9 protein-coding genes are annotated in these 17,504 nt (G+C 72.9%); 5 read left to right on the top strand and 4 right to left on the bottom strand.

Translation table 11 applies throughout. The features are described from left to right. Positions 1–2: 2 nt before the first annotated feature. The 4 genes from AC1D2O_RS28410 to AC1D2O_RS28395 all read right to left on the bottom strand — a co-directional run bounded on the left by AC1D2O_RS28410 (position 3) and on the right by AC1D2O_RS28395 (position 4,194). Positions 3–2,255: a RelA/SpoT family protein gene (locus AC1D2O_RS28410; protein ID WP_478158270.1), complete on the bottom strand. Its 2,253-nt coding sequence runs from the start codon at positions 2,253–2,255 to the stop codon at positions 3–5. 95 nt (positions 2,256–2,350) lie between these two features. Further along, positions 2,351–2,554 (bottom strand): DNA-directed RNA polymerase subunit omega, encoded by a 204-nt coding sequence (gene rpoZ / locus AC1D2O_RS28405; protein ID WP_019656435.1) that lies wholly within the window; start codon positions 2,552–2,554, stop codon positions 2,351–2,353. Positions 2,555–2,588: 34 nt separating this feature from the next. After that, complete coding sequence (gene gmk, locus AC1D2O_RS28400; RefSeq protein WP_478090902.1) at positions 2,589–3,209, bottom strand: guanylate kinase; 621 nt, start codon at positions 3,207–3,209, stop codon at positions 2,589–2,591. A 97-nt stretch (positions 3,210–3,306) separates the two neighbouring features. Next, a complete protein-coding gene (locus tag AC1D2O_RS28395) occupies positions 3,307–4,194 on the bottom strand; it encodes a helix-turn-helix transcriptional regulator (RefSeq protein ID WP_478090903.1) in 888 nt (295 codons plus the stop codon). Between the two features lie 96 nt (positions 4,195–4,290). On the opposite strand from AC1D2O_RS28395, the gene AC1D2O_RS28390 reads away from it, so the two are divergent. From AC1D2O_RS28390 to recD, 5 genes are read left to right on the top strand one after another with little or no spacing between them, the layout of a single operon-like run. Then, a complete protein-coding gene (locus AC1D2O_RS28390) occupies positions 4,291–5,442 on the top strand; it encodes a metallophosphoesterase family protein (RefSeq protein ID WP_478090904.1) in 1,152 nt (383 codons plus the stop codon). Further along, a complete protein-coding gene (locus tag AC1D2O_RS28385) occupies positions 5,439–8,099 on the top strand; it encodes an AAA family ATPase (protein ID WP_478158269.1) in 2,661 nt (886 codons plus the stop codon). Before AC1D2O_RS28390 ends, AC1D2O_RS28385 begins: the two co-directional genes overlap by 4 nt. Positions 8,100–8,110: 11 nt before the next feature. After that, positions 8,111–11,629 (top strand): exodeoxyribonuclease V subunit gamma, encoded by a 3,519-nt coding sequence (gene recC, locus AC1D2O_RS28380; RefSeq protein ID WP_478158268.1) that lies wholly within the window; start codon positions 8,111–8,113, stop codon positions 11,627–11,629. Then, positions 11,626–15,357, top strand: coding sequence for an exodeoxyribonuclease V subunit beta (gene recB / locus AC1D2O_RS28375; protein ID WP_478089687.1), 3,732 nt, complete (start codon positions 11,626–11,628; stop codon positions 15,355–15,357). Before recC ends, recB begins: the two co-directional genes overlap by 4 nt. Beyond that, positions 15,354–17,477, top strand: coding sequence for an exodeoxyribonuclease V subunit alpha (recD, locus tag AC1D2O_RS28370; RefSeq protein ID WP_478089686.1), 2,124 nt, complete (start codon positions 15,354–15,356; stop codon positions 17,475–17,477). The genes recB and recD overlap by 4 nt, the downstream gene beginning before the upstream one ends. Positions 17,478–17,504 lie beyond the last annotated feature (27 nt).

Genomic DNA, 17,504 nt, shown 5'->3' with positions numbered 1-17,504 from the left:
ATTTAGGGCGCCGGAACGGTCCGCGCCGCCGCGAGCACGGACGACGTGCGCCGCGCTGCGCGCAGCACCGCATCGAGGTGCGTGCGGTCGCGCACCGCGATCACGAAGCGCAGGTCGGTCGAATCCTGCGGCGTCTCGTCGGCCATCTCGACGTGCGTGATGTCGGCTTCGGCGTCCGCCAGCGTGGCCGCGACCCGCGCCAGCACGCCCTTGTCGTTGCGCACCGTGATCACCACGCCGGTCTCGAAGGTGCGCACCGGCTCGTCGGCCCATTCGACCGCGAAGAAGCGCTCGCTGTCCTTGTAGCGCAGCCGCTGGCCGACGCCGCATTCGTCGGTGTGGACCACCAGGCCCTCGCCGTGCCCGAGGTAGCCGACGATGGCGTCGCCCGGGATCGGCCGGCAACACAGCGCGAAGCGCACGGAGGAGTTCTCGCTGCCGTCGAGCGTGACCGCGCCCTGCGACACCCCCTCGTGCGCGGTGAATCGTTCGCGGCTCAGCATCAGCGCGTCGGGCTTCTCGCCGCGCTCGGCCAGGAGCGCCATCAGCCGCTTGGCCACGATGCTCGCGATGCGCTTGCCCAGTCCGATGTCGGTCAGGAGCTCGGAGCGGGTCCGGTTGCCGGTGAAGCGCAGCAGCTTCTCCCACAGCGCCTGGTGCTCGGCGTCGTCGTCGGGCAGCTTGCCCAGGCCTTCGGCGCGCAGCGCCTGCGCCAGCAGCTTCTCGCCCAGGCCTTCGGATTCGGCGTGCGCCAGGGTCTTGAGGTAGTGGCGGATCTTGGAACGGGCGCGGCCGGTGCGCACGAAGCCGAGCCAGGCCGGGTTGGGCGTCGACACCGGCGCCGTGATGATCTCCACCACGTCGCCGTTCTTGAGCTCGGTGCGCAGCGGCACCTGGTCGCCGTTGATGCGCGCCGCCGAGGTGTGGTCGCCGATGTTGCTGTGGATCGCGTAGGCGAAGTCGACCACGGTGGCGCCGCGCGGCAGCGCCATGATCTGGCTCTTGGGCGTGAAGACATAGACCGCGTCGGGGAACAGGTCGACCTTGACGTGGTCCCAGAACTCGGCGGCGTCGCGGGTCTCGTCCTGGATGTCGAGCAGCGACTGCAGCCACTTGGCGCCCAGCCGCTCGCTGGTCGCCGCGGCCGGCTCGGCCGCCTTGTAGAGCCAGTGGGCCGCGACGCCCGACTCGGCCACCACGTGCATCGCCTCGGTACGCAGCTGGAACTCGACGTTGACACCCGACGGACCCACCAGCGTGGTGTGCAGCGACTGGTAGCCGTTCAGCTTGGCGATCGCGATGTGGTCCTTGAACTTGCCCGGCAGCGGCTTGTACATCTGGTGCAGGATGCCCAGGCCGGTGTAGCAGGCGATCACGGTCGGCACGATCAGCCGGAAACCGTAGATGTCGGTGACCTGGGCGAAGCTCAGGTGCTTCTCGTCCATCTTGCGGTAGATGGAATAGAGCGTCTTCTCGCGCCCGGCGATGCGCACGCTCATGCCGGCGGCGGCAAAGCCGGTCTCGACTTCCTGCTGCACCTTCTGGATCAGGTCGCGGCGCCGTCCGCGCGCCTTCGCCACCGCCTTGGACAGCACCGAGTAGCGCCAGGGCCGCAGGTGCCGGAATGACAGGTCCTGCAGTTCGCGGTAGGTCTGGTTCAGGCCCAGGCGGTGGGCGATCGGGGCGTAGATCTCGAGCGTCTCGCGCGAGATGCGGGCCCATTTCTCGCGCGGCGCATCGTCCAGCGTGCGCATGTTGTGGGTGCGGTCGGCCAGCTTGACCAGGATCACCCGCACATCGCGCGCCATCGCCAGCAGCATCTTGCGGAAGGACTCGGCCTGGTTCTCCTCGCGGGTGTTGAAGCGCAGCTTGTCCAGCTTGGTGAGGCCGTCGACCAGTTCGGCCACCGGGGCGCCGAAGCGCTCGATCAGCTCGGACTTGGTGACGCCGCAGTCCTCGATCGCGTCGTGCAGCAGGGCCGCCATCAGCGCCTGGGCGTCGAGCTTCCATTCGGCGCATTGCGCCGCCACGGCGATCGGATGGGTGATGTAGGGCTCGCCGCTGTTGCGCAGCTGCCCCAGGTGGGCCTCGTCGGCGAAGCGGTAGGCGCGGCGGACCTGCTCGATGTCCTCGGGGACCAGGTAGTCGAGCCGGTCGGTCAGGGCGGCGAAACTGGCGGCGGCCGCATTCAGCGCCGCGGGGCTCGGCCGCAGGGCAGGAGGTGTCCCGGACTGGGGCTTGACGACCGCGCTCATGGCGTGCACTTTAGCGTGACGGCCGGTGCCACGCATTCGCCCACAAAAAAAGCACCGCGTACGGTGCTTCCTTGTTGCATGTGAGCATCAACTTCTCAGCCGGGGACCTTCTTCAGCATCTCGAGGCCGATCTTGCCTTCGGCGATTTCGCGCAGCGCGGTCACGGCCGGCTTGTTCTTGCTTTCGATCTTCGGGGCGTGGCCCTGGCTCAGCATGCGCGCACGGTAGGTGGCGGCCAGCACGAGCTGGAAGCGGTTCGGGATGTGAACGAGGCAATCTTCGACGGTGATGCGGGCCATGAGGATCTTTCGGTGGGCGGACTTTGGGGTCGTTTCAGGGGATGTTCAGCGCGGCGAAGGTGTCGGCGCGTGCGCGGCGCTGTGCGGAATAGCGCAGCCGCTGAGCGTGGACGATCGCTTTCAGGTCGAAAAGTGCGCGCTCAAATACCTCGTTGATTATAACGAAGTCGAATTCCCCTGCGCGCGCCATCTCTTCTGCGGCGTTCTGGAGCCGCAGTTCGATGATCGCGGCGCTGTCCTCGCCGCGGCGCTCGAGCCGCGAGCGCAGCTCTTCCCAGCTCGGCGGCAGGATGAAGATCATCACGGCATTGGCGAAGGTCTTGCGGATCTGGAGCGCGCCCTGGAAGTCGATCTCGAGGATCACGTCCGCCCCCTGGGCGATGCGTTCCTCGATCGCCTTCTTGGAGGTGCCGTAGCGCTGGCCGTGCACATGGGCCCACTCGACGAAGGCCTCGGCCTCGACCATGGCGTCGAATTCGGGGTGTGAGGCGAAGAAGTACTCGCGGCCGTGTTTTTCCTGGCCGCGGGGCGGGCGCGTGGTGTGCGACACCGAGGGCTGCACGGCCGAGTCGAGCTCCATCAGGGCCTTGACCAGGCTCGATTTGCCGGCGCCGCTGGGCGCCGCGACCACGAAGATGTTGCCGGGGTAGTCCATGGATTCTGTGTTCGATGCCCGGCAGCCCAGGCGCGATGCGGGCTTTCAGCGGCTGGATTCTGGGGTGTGGTCGCGTTGGCGGGAACCCTGAAGTTTATCAGCCGGGGCCGGCGCGCCCGGGCGCCTGGTAGCCCGGCGCCAGCAGCGCATTCGCGGCGCCGTAGAGCACCAGCGGGTCCGTGAGGCTCAGGGCGTACTCGGGGCCGCGCAGGCTGTGGTCCGGCGAGCAATCGACGTTCCAGCGCCTGAGCATGTGGCCGACGTTGGCGGCCCGCACCTTGAGGCGCAGTACGCCGCCGGGCATGTCGTAGTCGCGCCGGATGACCTCGGGGCGCGGGTGCGAGGGGTGCGGCACCAGTTCGAGCTCGACGATGCGGCTCCACTGGACGTCGTGCTCGGCGGTTTCCTCGCGGCCGACCCCGCTGTCCTCGATCACGACCGGCGACTCGATCCGCGTCAGCACGAAATCCCGGAATTCGGCGGACTTCCGGTCGAAGGCCCTGACGTGCCACCGGACGCCGGAGTCGACCAGCGCGAAAGGCACCAGCTCGCGCTCGCCGGGTTCGCCGGACAGGGAGTGATAGACCAGCCGCAGCGCCTTGCCGCAGTGGATGGCGCGGGTCACGGGCGCCAGCACCGCCATGCGCGGGACGCTGAGGGCGGCCGGGGTCTCGCAGCGCAGCAGCGGCGAGAGGTCTTCCGCGGCGCCCTGGCCGAAGCCCTGCGCCAGCGCGCTGAGCACGCGTTGGGGCGCGTGGTCGAACAGCGGAGTGAACGAGGCGCTCGGCAGGTAGAGCTTGCGGGTGCCGTCGAAATCGAGGTTGCCGGGCGCCGCTTCGCGGTACTGCGCGATGTCCCGGGTCGCGCCGGCCGGCCCCATGCCGAACTTCGAGACCAGGTCGGAGCGCCGCAGCTGGCCCAGGAAGTACAGCCGGAAGTCGATGTACGACAGGCGTTCGAGCTGGGCGCGGGGGATCGGCGACATTGCGCAGATGGTAACCTGATCGTCACCATAAAAGATCAAAAAGATAATTTTATGTCATCAAAATGATGATGTAATGGCGCAAAGGCACCACGGACCATGACACGCTTCCTTCATACGGCCGACTGGCAGATCGGGCGCCAGTTCGCCACCTTCGATCCCGAGCACGCCCCCATCCTGGCCGAGGCGCGCATCGCCGCGGTCGAGCGCCTGGCCGCGCTCGCCACCGAGCAGCAGGTCGACGCGGTGCTGGTCGCCGGCGACGTGTTCGATGCACAGACCGTGTCGGAGCGCACCGTGCGCCGCCTGTTCAATGCGCTGGCGGGCTATGGCGGTCCCTGGCTGATGATCCCCGGCAATCATGACGCCGCCCTGGCCGAGAGCGTCTGGACCCGCGCCCAGCGCCTCGGCGCCGCGCCGCCCAACGCCCATCTGCTGCTGACGCCCGAACTTCGGCTCTTCGAAGCGCAGGGCTTCGCGGTGCTGCCGGCGCCGCTGACGCAGCGCCACACCTACAACGACCTGACGGCCTGGTTCGACGCCGCCGAGACGCCGGCCGGCCTGCTGCGCATCGGCATCGCGCACGGGAGCGTGCAGGGCATCCTGGCCGAGGGCATCGATTCGGCGAATCCGCTGGCGGCCGAGCGTGCCGCCAGTGCCCGGCTCGACTACCTGGCGCTGGGCGACTGGCACGGCTGCAAGCGCATCGACGGGCGCACCTGGTATGCCGGCACGCCCGAGCCCGATCGCTTCAAGGCCAATGAGGCCGGCCAGGCGCTGCTGGTGGAGATCGCGGCGCCGGGTGCGGAGCCGCAGGTGACACCTCTGGCCGTCGGCCAGTTCCGCTGGCAACTGCTGGGCGCCCACCTGCACGTCGCGAGCGACCTCGATGCGTTGCTGGCGCAGCTGGCCGGGCTCGATGCGCAGGACGTGGTCGATCTGCGCGTCCAGGGCCGGATCGACCTGGCGGGCCGGCAGCGGCTGCAGGCCGCGGTCGGCAGCGCGGAAGCGCGGGCGCGCCATCTGCAATCCGACCTGTCGGCCCTCCAGCTGGTGCCCACGGACGAGGACATCGCCGGCCTGCAGGCCGACGGCTATCTGGGCGAGGTGATCGCCGAGCTGCGCGAGGCCCAAGGCGGCACCGATCCGCAGGCCCGGGTCGCGCAGGACGCGCTCGCCCTGCTGACCGCGGCGCTGGTCCAGCGCGCACCGGCCGTGCCGATCGTCGCGATGGAGGCAGCGCCGGCATGAACCTGCAGATCACCCGCCTGCGCGTCGAGCAACTGCGGCGATTCCGCAAGCCGCTGGAGCTGCGCGGCTTCGAGCCCGGGCTCAACATCCTCAGCGCGCCCAACGAGGCCGGCAAGAGCACGCTGGTGCGCGCCATCCGCGCCGCCTTCTTCGAGCGCCACCGTTCCACCGCGGTCGACGACCTGCGCCCCTGGGGCGAGGGCAGCGGCGCGGCGCCGCAGGTCGAGCTGGACTTCGTGCTCGACGGCCAGCCGCACCAGCTGGTCAAGAGCTTCCTCGGCAAGAAGCGCTGCACGCTGCGCATCGGTGTGCGCACGCTCGACGGCACCGAGGCGGAAGACCATCTCGCCCAGCGCTTCGGTTTCGCCTTCGCCGGCAAGGGCGCCAGCAAGCCCGAGCACTGGGGCATTCCCGGCCTGCTGTGGGTGGAGCAGGGCACCGGCCAGGAGCTGGACGTGGGCCATGCCCGCGACCATCTGCACGACGCGCTGCAAGGGCAGGTCGGCGCCGCGATCGGGACGCTGGCCGCCACCGGCGGCGACGAGCTGCTGGAGCAGTTGCGCGCCCAGCGCAACGAGCTGCTGACCGGCACCGGCAAGCCGCGTGCCGCCTATCTCGAGGCCGCGGAGTCGATCGGCGCCATGCAGTCGCAAGCGGATGCGCTCGACGCGCAGATCGCCACCTACCGCGAGCAGGTCGACCAGCTCGCCGCGCTGCGCCAGCAGCATTGGTCCGACGAAGCCGCCCAGCCCTGGGAGGCGCTGCGCCAGGACCTGGTGGCCGCCCGCCAGCGCCAGCAGGCCTTGCAGGCGAGCCAGGCGCAGCTCCAGGCCGATCGGACCCGGCTGCAGCAACTGGAGGGCACGCGCGGCCTGCTCGCGAAGGAACTCGACGGGCTGGCCCGACAGCAGTCCGACGCCGCCGTCCGCGGGCAGGCGCTGGATCAGGCCGCCCTGCAGCTGCAGGCCGCCGATGCCGCAGTGGCCGCGGCGCGCCAGCACGCCGAAGCCGCCCGCTCGCGCGCCCACGCGGCCCGGGAGGCTTCGCGCATCGCCCGCCAGGAGGGCCAGCGCGACAGCCTGCGCCAGCAGCTGCAGCAGGCCCAGGCCGAGCTCGTCCGCAGCGCCGAAGCGCTGCAGCGCGCCGAAGAGGCCCAGCAACGCCTGGCCGCGCTGCGCGCCGGTGCCGCCGAGGCGCCCCATATCGGCAAGGCCCAGGTGCAGCGGCTGCTCGAACTCGACCGCGCCGAACGCGACGCCGCGCTGCGGCGCCAGGCCGTGGCCACGCGCCTGCAGTTCAACCTGCCCGAGGGCCAGACCCTGGGCCTGCAAATCCACGGCGACAGCCTGGCGCTGCAAGCCCGCGGCGAACGGCTGCTCGACGCACCGACCACGCTCCAGCTGCCCGGCGGCGGTGAACTGACCATCACGCCGGGCGGCGAAGACCTGGCCCTGCTGGCCCGCGGCCATGCCGAGGCGCAGCAGGAGATGAAGGCCGCGCTGCTGGCGCTCGGCGTGGCCGACCTCGCGCAAGCGCAGGCGCGGCTGAGCGCGGTCGTCGAACGCGACGCGCAGATGCGGCTGGCCGAGCAGGCCTTCGCCATCGTCGCGCCGAAGGGGCTGGAACCGCTGCGCAGCGCGCAGGCCGAGGCGCAGTCGCGCATCCGCACGGCGCAGGACGTCCTGGTGCGCTTGCCCGAGGCCCCGGCCGAGTCCGTGCTGCCGCCGGACCGGGCCGAGGCCGAGCAGGATGCGGCGGCCGCCACCGAACAGGCCACCGCCGCCGCGCTGGCCCAGGCGCAACGCCGGCAGGCCGCCGCGCAGAGCCTCCACGGCACCGCGCAGCACGAGCATGCCGCGGCCCAGGCGGCGCTGGCCGATCCGGCCCGCACCCAGCGCCAGGCCGAGGCGCAGCAGCAACTGCTGGCCACCGGCGCCGAGCACGCCGCGCTGGCCGCGCGGATCGACCAGGCCAGCGCCCAGGTGCGCGAAGCCCGGCCCGACATCGTGGCCCAGGACATCGACCGCCTGCAGCGCAGCATCGAGCAGATGACGCGCAGCCACCAGCAGCGCCGCGAGGACATCCTGCTGCTCGAGAACACCCTGCAGCAGGCCGGTGCGCAAGGCCTCGAGGAGCAGCGCGGCGCGCTCGCCGGCCGCCTCGCGCAGGCCCGGCGCCGCCACGCCGAGCTGCAGCGCCGCGCCGAGGCGCTCGACCTGCTCTGCAGCAAGCTCGACGCCAAGCGCCAGGCCACGCTGGCCCGTCTGCAGGCGCCCCTGCAGGAGCGCCTGCAGCACTACCTGCCATTGCTGCTGCCGGGCGCCAGCGTGCAGATCGACGCCGGCCTCGCCCCCGGGATGCTGAGCCGCACGCTGGCCGGCGGCGCGAGCGAGTCGGGCCAGGTGCAGGACCTGAGCTTCGGCGCCCGCGAGCAGCTCGGCCTGATCAGCCGCTTCGCCTACGCCGACCTGCTGCAGCAGGCCGGCCGGCCCACGCTGCTGATCCTCGACGACGCGCTGGTGCACAGCGACGCCCCGCGCCTGGCGCAGATGAAGCGGGTGCTCTTCGATGCCGCCCGGCGCCACCAGGTGCTGCTGTTCACCTGCCACCCGCAGAATTGGCAGGACATGGGCGTGTCTCTGCGGCCCCTGTCCTGACCCGCCGCGCAATGACCGACCCCGTTCTCTCCCCCGGCTTCATGGCCGTGCACAGCAACCACCCGGAGGCGTTGCGCGACCTGATGGTCGCCTGGATGGCCCGCCATCCGCTGGCGCCGCTGGAGGACGAGTGGGTGCTGGTGCAGAGCAACGGCGTGGCGCAGTGGCTCAGGCTCTCGCTGGCGCGCGATGCCGGGCAGGGCGGCGTCGGCATCGCCGCCGCCCTGCAGACCGCGCTGCCGGCCGGCTTCATCTGGCAGGCCTACCGCGCGGTGCTGGGCGCGCAGGCGGTGCCCGCGGCCTCGCCCTTCGACAAGCCCCTGCTGGTCTGGCGGCTGATGCGGCTGTTGCCGGCGCTGCTGGCCGAGGAGGTGTTCGCGCCGCTGCGCCGCTTCCTCGCCGACGATGCCGACCTGCGCAAGCGCCACCAGCTGGCCGAGCGCCTGGCCGACCTGTTCGACCAGTACCAGGTCTACCGGGCCGACTGGCTGGCCGGCTGGGCCGAAGGCCATGACCTGATCGCCACCGGCCGCGCCGGTGCCCAGCCGGTGGCCGACGAACTGCGCTGGCAGCCGCGCCTGTGGCGCGCGCTGCTCGCCGACGTCGGCCCGGCCGGCGCGGCCCACAGCCGCGCCTCGGTGCACCAGCGCTTCATGGCCGCGGCCTCGGCCTGGCAGGGCGAGCGCCCGGCCGGGCTGCCGCGGCGGCTGGTGGTGTTCGGCGTTTCGTCGCTGCCGCAGCAGTCGCTCGAGGTGCTGGCCGCGCTGGCGCGCTGGATGCAGGTGCTGATGTGCGTGCACAACCCCTGCGAGCACGACTGGTCCCACATCGTGGCCGACAAGGACCTGCTGCGCGCCGAGCGCCTGCGTCAGCGCCGGCGCCCCGGCGGCGAGGGGGCCATCGCCGAGGAGAGCCTCCACCTGCACGCACAGCCGCTGCTGGCCGCCTGGGGCAAGCAGGGCCGCGACTTCATCCGCCTGCTCGACGCCCATGACACGCACGAGGCCTATGCCGAGCGCTTCGCGGCCATCGGCGAGCGCATCGACTGCTTCGATCCCAATCCGCGCGACACGCTGCTGCGCCAGCTGCAGGACGACATCCGCGACCTGCGCCCGCTGGCCGAGACCCGCGCGAAATGGCCGGCGCTCGATGCCGGCGCAGACCGCTCGATCCGCTTCCATGCCACGCACGGCCCGCAGCGCGAGGTCGAGGTGCTGCACGACCAGTTGCTGTCCGCCTTCGCGGCCGACGCCACGCTGCGCCCGCGCGACGTGATCGTGATGGTGCCCGACGTCGCGGCCTATGCGCCGCACATCCAGGCGGTGTTCGGCCTGCTCGCCGCGGACGATCCGCGCCATGTGCCCTACACCCTGGCCGACCAGGGCCAGCGCCACCACGATCCGCTGCTGGGCGCGCTCGAGAAGCTGCTGGCCCTGCCGCAGTCGCGCATCGCCGTGAGCGACCTGCTCGACTGGCTCGAAGTGCCGGCGCTGCGCGCACGCTTCGGCATCGACGAGAACCAGCAGCCGCTGCTGCACCGCTGGATCTCGGCCGCCAACATCCGCTGGGGCCTGCATGCCGAGCAGCGCCGCGGGCTCGACCTGCCCGAAGCGCTGGCGCAGAACAGCTGGGACTTCGGCCTGCAGCGCATGCTGCTGGGCTATGCCGTGGGCACGGGCGAGGCCTGGGCCGGGGTCGAGCCGCTCGACGAAGTCGGCGGCCTGGACGCCGCGCTGCTGGGCCCCCTGGTGCAGCTGCTGTCCACGCTCGAAACCCACTGGCGCACGCTGGCCACGCCGGCCGCGCCTGCGGTCTGGGGCGAGCGGCTGCGCGCGCTGCTGGCCGACTTCTTCGCCGCCGACGAGGACAGCGACGGCTTCACGCTGCAGCGGCTCGAGACGGCGCTGCAGCAGTGGCTGGACGCCTGCGCCAACGCCGGCCTGGCCGAGGAAGTGCCGCTCTCGGTGGTGCGCGAACACTGGCTGGCGCAGATCGACCAGCCGACCCTGAACCAGCCCTTCTTCGCCGGCGCCGTGACCTTCGCGACCTTGATGCCGATGCGCGCGATTCCGTTCCGCGTGGTGGCGCTGCTCGGCATGAACGACGGCGACTATCCGCGCAGCCGGGTGCCGATGGACTTCGACCTGATGGGCCAGGACTACCGGCCCGGCGACCGCTCGCGGCGCGAGGACGACCGCTACCTGTTCCTCGAGGCGCTGCTGTCGGCGCGCGAGCTGCTGCACATCAGCTGGGTCGGCCGCAGCATCCACGACCATTCGGAGCGCCCGCCCTCGGTGCTGGTTGCCCAGCTGCGCGACCACCTGGCGGCCGGCTGGCGCCTGGCGGGCGACGAGGCGCTGCCGCAGCAGGCGGCGGGCGAGCGCCTGCTGCACGCGCTGACGGTGGAGCACCGGCTGCAGCCCTTCCACCCGGCCTACTTCACGCTGGGCGGCGACGAGCGCCTGTTCAGCCATGCGCGCGAGTGGCGTGCCGGGCTGCTGGCGCAGCCGGCGGTCGGCTCGGAGGCCGCCGAGCTGGCCCCCTGGACCTTCGACGGCCCGCTCACGCTGCGGCTGCTGGCCGACTTCCTCAAGGACCCCGTGCGCAGCTTCTTCCGCCAGCGCCTGGGCATCCATTTCGAGGCCGACGATCCGGTCGGCGAGGACGAGGAGCCCTTCGCCCTCGACGCCCTCGAGAACTGGCAATTGCAGAACGAGCTGATCCTGGCGCAGAAGGCGGCGCTCGAGGCCGGCGGCTCGCGCGAGGAGGCGCTGGGCGCGCAGCTCGCCCGCATGGCGCGCCGCGGCGAACTGCCGGCCGGCCATTTCGCCGACCTGGCGCAGGAGCGGCTGGCCGAGCCGATGGAGAAGATGTTCGACGAATACGCCAAGGCGCTGGCCGAGTGGCCCGAGGCGCTGCCGGATGCGGCGCTGGACGTCCTGCCCGAGGGCCTGGACGAGGCGCTGCGCCTGGCCGACTGGCTCGGCGGCCTGCGGGCGAACGCGAGCGGCGGGCGATGCCGCCTGCTGCTCGACAGCGGCAGCCTGGTCAAGGAAGGCCGCTACCGCCTCGACAAGCTGGTGCCGTTCTGGGTCGCGCACGTGGCCGGGCACCTGGACGGCGGGTCGATCACCAGCCGCATCGTCAGCAAGGCCGGCAGCGTCACGCTGCAGCCGCTGGACCCGGGCCACGCCCTGGCCTGCTGGTCGGTGCTGCTGGATGCCTGGCAGCAAGGCCTCGGCCGGCCCCTGCCGCTGGCGCTGCGCAGTGGGCTGGCCTGGCTGGGCCGGGGTGGCACGCCAGCCGACCTGGCCGCCGGCGCACCGCGGGAAGCCGCGCGCGCCTGCTACGAGGACAGCGATCCGCAGTACGGCAAGTTCGGCGAGCGCGACGGCAACGCCTATCTGGCACGCGCCTATCCCGATTTCGACGCGCTGTGGGCCGAGGGCGAATTCGCCCGCTGGAGCCTCGCGCTGCTCAAGCCGCTGGGCGATGCCGTGGGCCGGGCCCCCGCCAAGGAAGCCGCATGACGCTGCCGTCCCTGCTTGAACCCTTGCACTTCCCGCTGCGCGGCAGCCGGCTGATCGAAGCCAGCGCCGGCACCGGCAAGACTTTCACCATCGCCGCGCTGTACCTGCGCCTGGTGCTGGGCCATGGCGGCGAGGCTGCGTTCAGCCGCCCGCTGGCGCCGCCCGAGATCCTGGTCGTCACCTTCACCGATGCCGCGACGAAGGAGCTGCGCGACCGCATCCGCGCCCGCCTGGCCGAAGCGGCCGAAGCCTTCCTCGCCGACCCTGCGGCGGTGCCGGCGAAGCCGCCCGGCCAGGACCTGCTGCACGACCTGCGCGCCGACTATCCGCCGCCCCAATGGCACGCCTGCGCCCGCACGCTGCGGCTCGCGGCCGAGTGGATGGACGAGGCCGCGGTTTCCACCATCCACGGCTGGTGCAACCGCATGCTGCGCGAGCACGCCTTCGACAGCGGCAGCCTGTTCAACCAGACGCTGGAGACCGACCAGCGCGAGCTGCAGGCCGAAGTCGTGCGCGACTACTGGCGCAGCTTCTTCACGCCGCTGTCGCCCGCGGATGCGAAGCGGGTGCACGGCTGGTGGGCGACGCCCGGGGCCCTGCTGAAGGCGGTCGAGAGCCTGATGGGCCTGAGCGAGGTGCTGGGCGAGGGCCTGCCGCCCGCCGCCGCGCTGCAGCGGGCACGCGAGCACACCGAGCGCGAGCTCGCCGTCCTCAAGGCCCCCTGGGCCGGCGACCGGGGCTGGGCCGCCGAGCTGCTGGCCGGCCTCGAAGCCGCCACCGCCGCCAAGCAGTGCAAGCTGCCCAAGCGCAGGGAGTGGCTGCAGAAGCTGCGCGACTGGGCCGAGGGCGAGGGGCGGCTGCCCGGGCTGACCAAGACCGCCTGGGACCGGCTCACGCCCACCGGGCTGGCCGAGGGCTGGAGCGGCGACACCACGCTGCTCCGGCACCCTGCGCTGCGGGCGCTCGCGAGCTTGCAGGAGGCCGCGCGGGCCTTGCCCGACGGCCGCCAGGACCTGCTGCGCCACGCCGCCCGCTGGTCGGCCGAGCGCCTGGCCGGCGAGCAGGCCAGGCGCGCGCAGATGGGTTTCGACGAACTGCTGACCCGGCTCGACGCCGCGCTGCAGGGCCCCAACGGCGAGCGTCTGGCGGCCCTGATCCGGCGCCAGTTCCCGGTCGCGCTGATCGACGAGTTCCAGGACACCGATCCGCTGCAGTACCGCATCTTCGACGCCGTCTACGGCATCGCGGCCAACGCGCAGGACACCGCCGTGGTGCTGATCGGCGACCCCAAGCAGGCGATCTACGCCTTCCGCGGCGCCGACATCCACACCTACCTGGCGGCGCGGCGCGACACCGAGGCGCGCCACGCCACGCTCGGCACCAACTTCCGTTCGACGCCGGCGATGGTCGAGGCGGTCAACCGCGTCTTCATGCAGGCCGAGGCGCGCGCCGCAGGGCAGGGCGCCTTCCTGTTCCGCGAGCGCGGCGAGAACCCGCTGCCCTTCCTCGCGGTGCAGGCCCGGGGCCGCAGCGAGCGCTGGTGCGTGGCGGGCGAGGAGGCCCCGGCGCTCACCTGCTGGACGCTCGACGGCGATCCGCCGCCCGGCAACGGCGAGGCCCAGCGCCTGCTCGCCGCCGCCTGCGCGACCGAGATCGTGCGCCTGCTCAACGACGGCCAGGCCGGCCGCACCGGCTTCGCGAAAGAGGGCGACGCGCTGCGCCCGGTCCGGCCCGGCGACATCGCGGTGCTGGTCAACAGCGGGCGCGAGGCGGCCGCCGTGCGCCAGGCGCTGTCCCGGCGCGACGTCCGCAGCGTCTATCTCTCCGACAAGGACTCCGTCTTCCAGAGCCCGGTGGCGGCCGAGCTGCAGCGCTGGCTGGCCGCCTGCGCCGAGCCCGACGACGACCGCCCGCTGCGCGCCGCGCTCGGCAGCGCCACGCTGGCCCTGGGCTGGGCCGAGCTCGACCGGCTCAACCACGACGAGCTGCAATGGGAAGCGCGGGTGCTGCAGTTCCGCCGCTACCAGCAGGCCTGGCGCCGCCAGGGCGTGCTGCCGATGCTGCGCCACCTGCTGAACGACTTCGGCGTCCCGCAGCGCCTGCTGGCCGCGGAGGACGAGCGCACGCTGACCGACCTGCTGCACCTGGCCGAACTGCTGCAGCAGGCCAGCGCGCAGCTCGACGGCGAACACGCGCTGATCCGCTGGCTGGCCGAGCAGCGCCAGGACGGCGGCAGCGACAACGACGCGCGCAAGCTGCGCCTCGAAAGCGATGCCGACCTGGTGAAGGTGGTCACGGTGCACAAGTCCAAGGGCCTCGAGTACCCGCTGGTCTTCCTGCCCTTCGCCACCGCCTTCCGGGCCGCCAAGGCCGAGGACCTGCCGCTCAAGTGGCACGACGACGCCGGCCGGCTCGTGGTGGCGCTGCAGGCCGACCCCGAGTCGCTGGCCCGCGTCGATCGCGAGCGGCTGGGCGAAGACCTGCGCAAGCTCTACGTGGCGCTGACCCGCGCCCGCTACGCCACCTGGGTCGGCGTGGCGCCGCTGGCCGGCGTGGAGCGCACCGCGCTGGGCTACCTGCTGGGCGGCGGCGCATCCTTGCCCCCGGCGGCACTGGCGGACGCGTTGGGCGAACTGGCGCGGGGGTCCCCGGCGATCTCGGTGCAGGCCGCACCCGCGGCCGGCGACGAACGCTATCGCCCGGTCGCCACCGCGCCGCGACTCGCCCCCGAGCCCGCGCTGCCCTCCGGCCCGCGCGAGCGCTGGTGGATCGCCAGCTACTCGGCGCTGAGCCGGGCCGGCGACACGCTGGACGACGAGGCCGCGCTGGCCCAGGGCGAGCCCGCGACGCGGCTGGCCCTGCCGCCGACGCCCGCCAGCGCCGCCGAGGACATCTACGCCGACAGCCGCGCCGATGCGGCGGTGCCGGAAGACGAATCGACCGCGCCCGAGCCCCGCACCGGCAGCCTGCACGACTTCCCGCGCGGCGCGGGCCCGGGCAGCTTCCTGCATGGCCTGCTCGAGTGGGTGGGCCGCCAGGGCTTCGCGCGCGTGCCGTCCGATCCCGCGGCGCAGGCCGACCTGGCCGACCTGATCGCCCGGCGCTGCAACCTGAGCGGCTGGAGCGCCTGGACCGAGCCGCTGCGCGCCTGGATGATGGACTGGCTGGCCACGCCGCTGGCGTTGGGCGCCCTGGGGGGCGGCGCCGTGGCGCCCTCGGCGCTGGGCCGGGTCCAGATCGAGATGGAGTTCTGGTTCGCGGTGACACAGGTCGACCTGCGCGCGCTCGACGCCCTGGTCTGCCGCCACACGCTGGGGGGCGCCCCGCGAGCGCCGCTGCTGCCGCAGCAGCTCAACGGCATGCTCAAGGGCTTCGTCGACCTGGTGTTCGAGCACGAGGGCCGCTACTACGTGGCCGACTACAAGTCCAACTGGCTCGGCCCGCGCGATGCCGACTACACGCCCGCGGCGCTGCGCGACGCGGTGCTGGCGCATCGCTACGAGCTGCAGTACGTGCTCTACGTCTTCGCCCTGCACCGCCTGCTGCGCGCGCGGCTGCCCGACTACGACTACGAGCGCCACGTCGGCGGCGCCGTCTACCTGTTCCTGCGCGGCCATGCGGCGCCGGGCCAGGGGCTGCACTGCGAGCGTCCGCCGCGGGCGCTGATCGAGGCGCTGGATGCGCTCTTCAGCGGCGCGGCGCAGCCTTCGGCGGAATTGCCGGCATGAAAGCACCGACCGTGACCACCGACGTCTTCCTCGGCCCGCTCCCGGCCCGCCACGCGCCCCTGCTCGCCGACCTCGAACGCTGGGTCGCCGAGGGCTGGCTGCGCGCGCTGGACCGCAGCTTCGCCGCCTTCCTGGCGCAGAAGGCGCCCGATGCCGATCCGCTGCTGGTCCTGGGCGCCGCGCTCGCCAGCCACCAGCTCGGCCGCGGCCACGCCTGCCTGGACCTGCAGGCCGCGCTCGCCGATGCCAGCCAGGCCCTGTCGATGCCGCCCGAAGGCGCGGCGCGGGCGGCGGTCGAAGGCGCGGCGCCGATCACCGCGCCCTCCACCCTGCTGGCCGGCGTGAGCCTGGCGCGCTGGACCCAGGCGCTCGCGCATCCCGCGCTGGTGGGCCATGGCCCCGGCGCCACGCCGCTGGTGCGGGTCGGCAGCCGCCTGTACCTGCGCCGCTACTGGCAGTACGAGCAATCGGTGCGCGCAGCCATCGCCGGGCGGGTGGCGACGCCCACCGCGGCGGCCGCGCCCGAGGCTCAAGCCACCCTGGCCGCGGCGCTCGATGTGCTGTTCCCGCACCGCGACGGCGCCGCCGTCGACTGGCAGAAGATCGCCTGCGCGCTCGCCGCGCGGCAGGGCTTCGGCATCATCACCGGCGGCCCGGGCACCGGCAAGACCACCACCGTGGTGCGCCTGCTCGCGGTGCTGCAGCACCTGGCGCTGGCGGGCGGCAAGGGCCGGCGCCTGCGCATCCGCCTGGCCGCGCCCACCGGCAAGGCGGCGGCGCGTCTCAACGAATCCATCGCCGGCGCGGTCGCCCGCCTGCCGCTCGAGGGCCTCTCGGATCCCGAGGCCGTGCGCGCGGCCATTCCGACCGACGTGACGACCGTGCACCGCCTGCTGGGCAGCCGGCCCGACACGCGCCACTTCCGCCACGACGCGCGCAACCCGCTGGCGCTCGACCTGCTGGTGATCGACGAGGCCTCGATGCTCGACCTCGAGATGATGGCCTCCGTCTTCGCCGCGCTGCCGCCGCACGCGCCGCTGATCCTGCTGGGCGACAAGGACCAGCTCGCCTCGGTCGAGGCCGGCGCGGTGCTGGGCGACCTCTGCCAGCGCGCCGATGCGGGCCACTACCGCATCGACACCGACGCATGGCTGCAGGCCGTCACCGGCGAACTGCTCGAGCCCGAGCTGTGCGACGCCGACGGCAGCGCGCTCGACCAGGCGGTGGTCAAGCTGCGCGTCAGCCATCGCTTCAGTGCCGCGAGCGGCATCGGCAAGCTGGCCGAGGCGGTCAACGCGGGCGATGGCGGCGCGGTGCGGCGCGTGTTCGAGCGCGGCTACGCCGACCTGTCGCAGCAGCGCAGCCTCGACGACGCGGCGCTGCGCCGGCTGGTGATCGACGGCGCGCCCGAGGGCTTCGCGGGACAGGGCCAGGGGCGGGTCGATGGCGGCAAGGCGGTGCCGCCGCCGGCGGGCTACCGCCACTACCTGGCGCTGATGCGCGCGGGCAAGCCGGGCATCGATGCACCGCAGGCCGGGTTCGACGCCTGGGCGCGCGAGGTGCTCGCGGCCTACGGCCAGTTCCAGCTGCTGTGCGCGCTGCGCAGCGGCCCGCAGGGGGTCGAAGGCCTGAACCTGCGCATCGCGGGCCTGCTGCGCGCCGAGGGCCTGCTCGAGGCCGATCACGGCGGCTGGTACCCGGGCCGCCCGGTGCTGGTCACGCGCAACGACTACGGCCTGGGCCTGATGAACGGCGACGTCGGCGTGACGCTGGCGCTGCCGACCTCGGTGCCCGGCGAACAGCGCCCGCGCTGGACCCTGCGCGTGGCCTTCGCCGCCGGCGACGGCCAGGGCGGCATCCGCTGGGTGCTGCCGAGCCGGCTGCGCGCGGTCGAGACCGTGTTCGCGATGACGGTCCACAAGTCGCAAGGCTCCGAGTTCGCGCACGCCGCGCTGCTGCTGCCCGAGCGCTCGAGCCCGGTGCTGACGCGCGAACTGGTCTACACCGGCATCACGCGGGCCCGCCACTGGTTCACGCTGGCGGCGGCGCCGGAAGTGATGCAGGGGGCGGTACGCAGGCGGGTCGACCGGGTCGGCGGACTGGGCTTGCGCGGCGCGTGAGCGCAGCGCCGGGCCGCTCCCAAGCAA

This window comes from Variovorax sp. P1_G12 (assembly GCF_056405555.1).
Note: the sequence above shows the minus strand (reverse complement) of the source record. Positions and strands in the feature narration are given on the sequence as shown.

Excerpts from the sequence above, each read along its gene's own strand:
- AC1D2O_RS28390 (WP_478090904.1), top strand. The coding sequence starts at position 4,291 with ATGACACGCTTCCTTCATACGGCCGACTGGCAGATCGGGCGCCAGTTC.
- rpoZ (WP_019656435.1), bottom strand. The coding sequence starts at position 2,554 with ATGGCCCGCATCACCGTCGAAGATTGCCTCGTTCACATCCCGAACCGC.
- AC1D2O_RS28395 (WP_478090903.1), bottom strand. The coding sequence starts at position 4,194 with ATGTCGCCGATCCCCCGCGCCCAGCTCGAACGCCTGTCGTACATCGAC.
- AC1D2O_RS28410 (WP_478158270.1), bottom strand. The coding sequence starts at position 2,255 with ATGAGCGCGGTCGTCAAGCCCCAGTCCGGGACACCTCCTGCCCTGCGG.
- gmk (WP_478090902.1), bottom strand. The coding sequence starts at position 3,209 with ATGGACTACCCCGGCAACATCTTCGTGGTCGCGGCGCCCAGCGGCGCC.
- recD (WP_478089686.1), top strand. The coding sequence starts at position 15,354 with ATGAAAGCACCGACCGTGACCACCGACGTCTTCCTCGGCCCGCTCCCG.
- AC1D2O_RS28385 (WP_478158269.1), top strand. The coding sequence starts at position 5,439 with ATGAACCTGCAGATCACCCGCCTGCGCGTCGAGCAACTGCGGCGATTC.
- recC (WP_478158268.1), top strand. The coding sequence starts at position 8,111 with ATGACCGACCCCGTTCTCTCCCCCGGCTTCATGGCCGTGCACAGCAAC.
- recB (WP_478089687.1), top strand. The coding sequence starts at position 11,626 with ATGACGCTGCCGTCCCTGCTTGAACCCTTGCACTTCCCGCTGCGCGGC.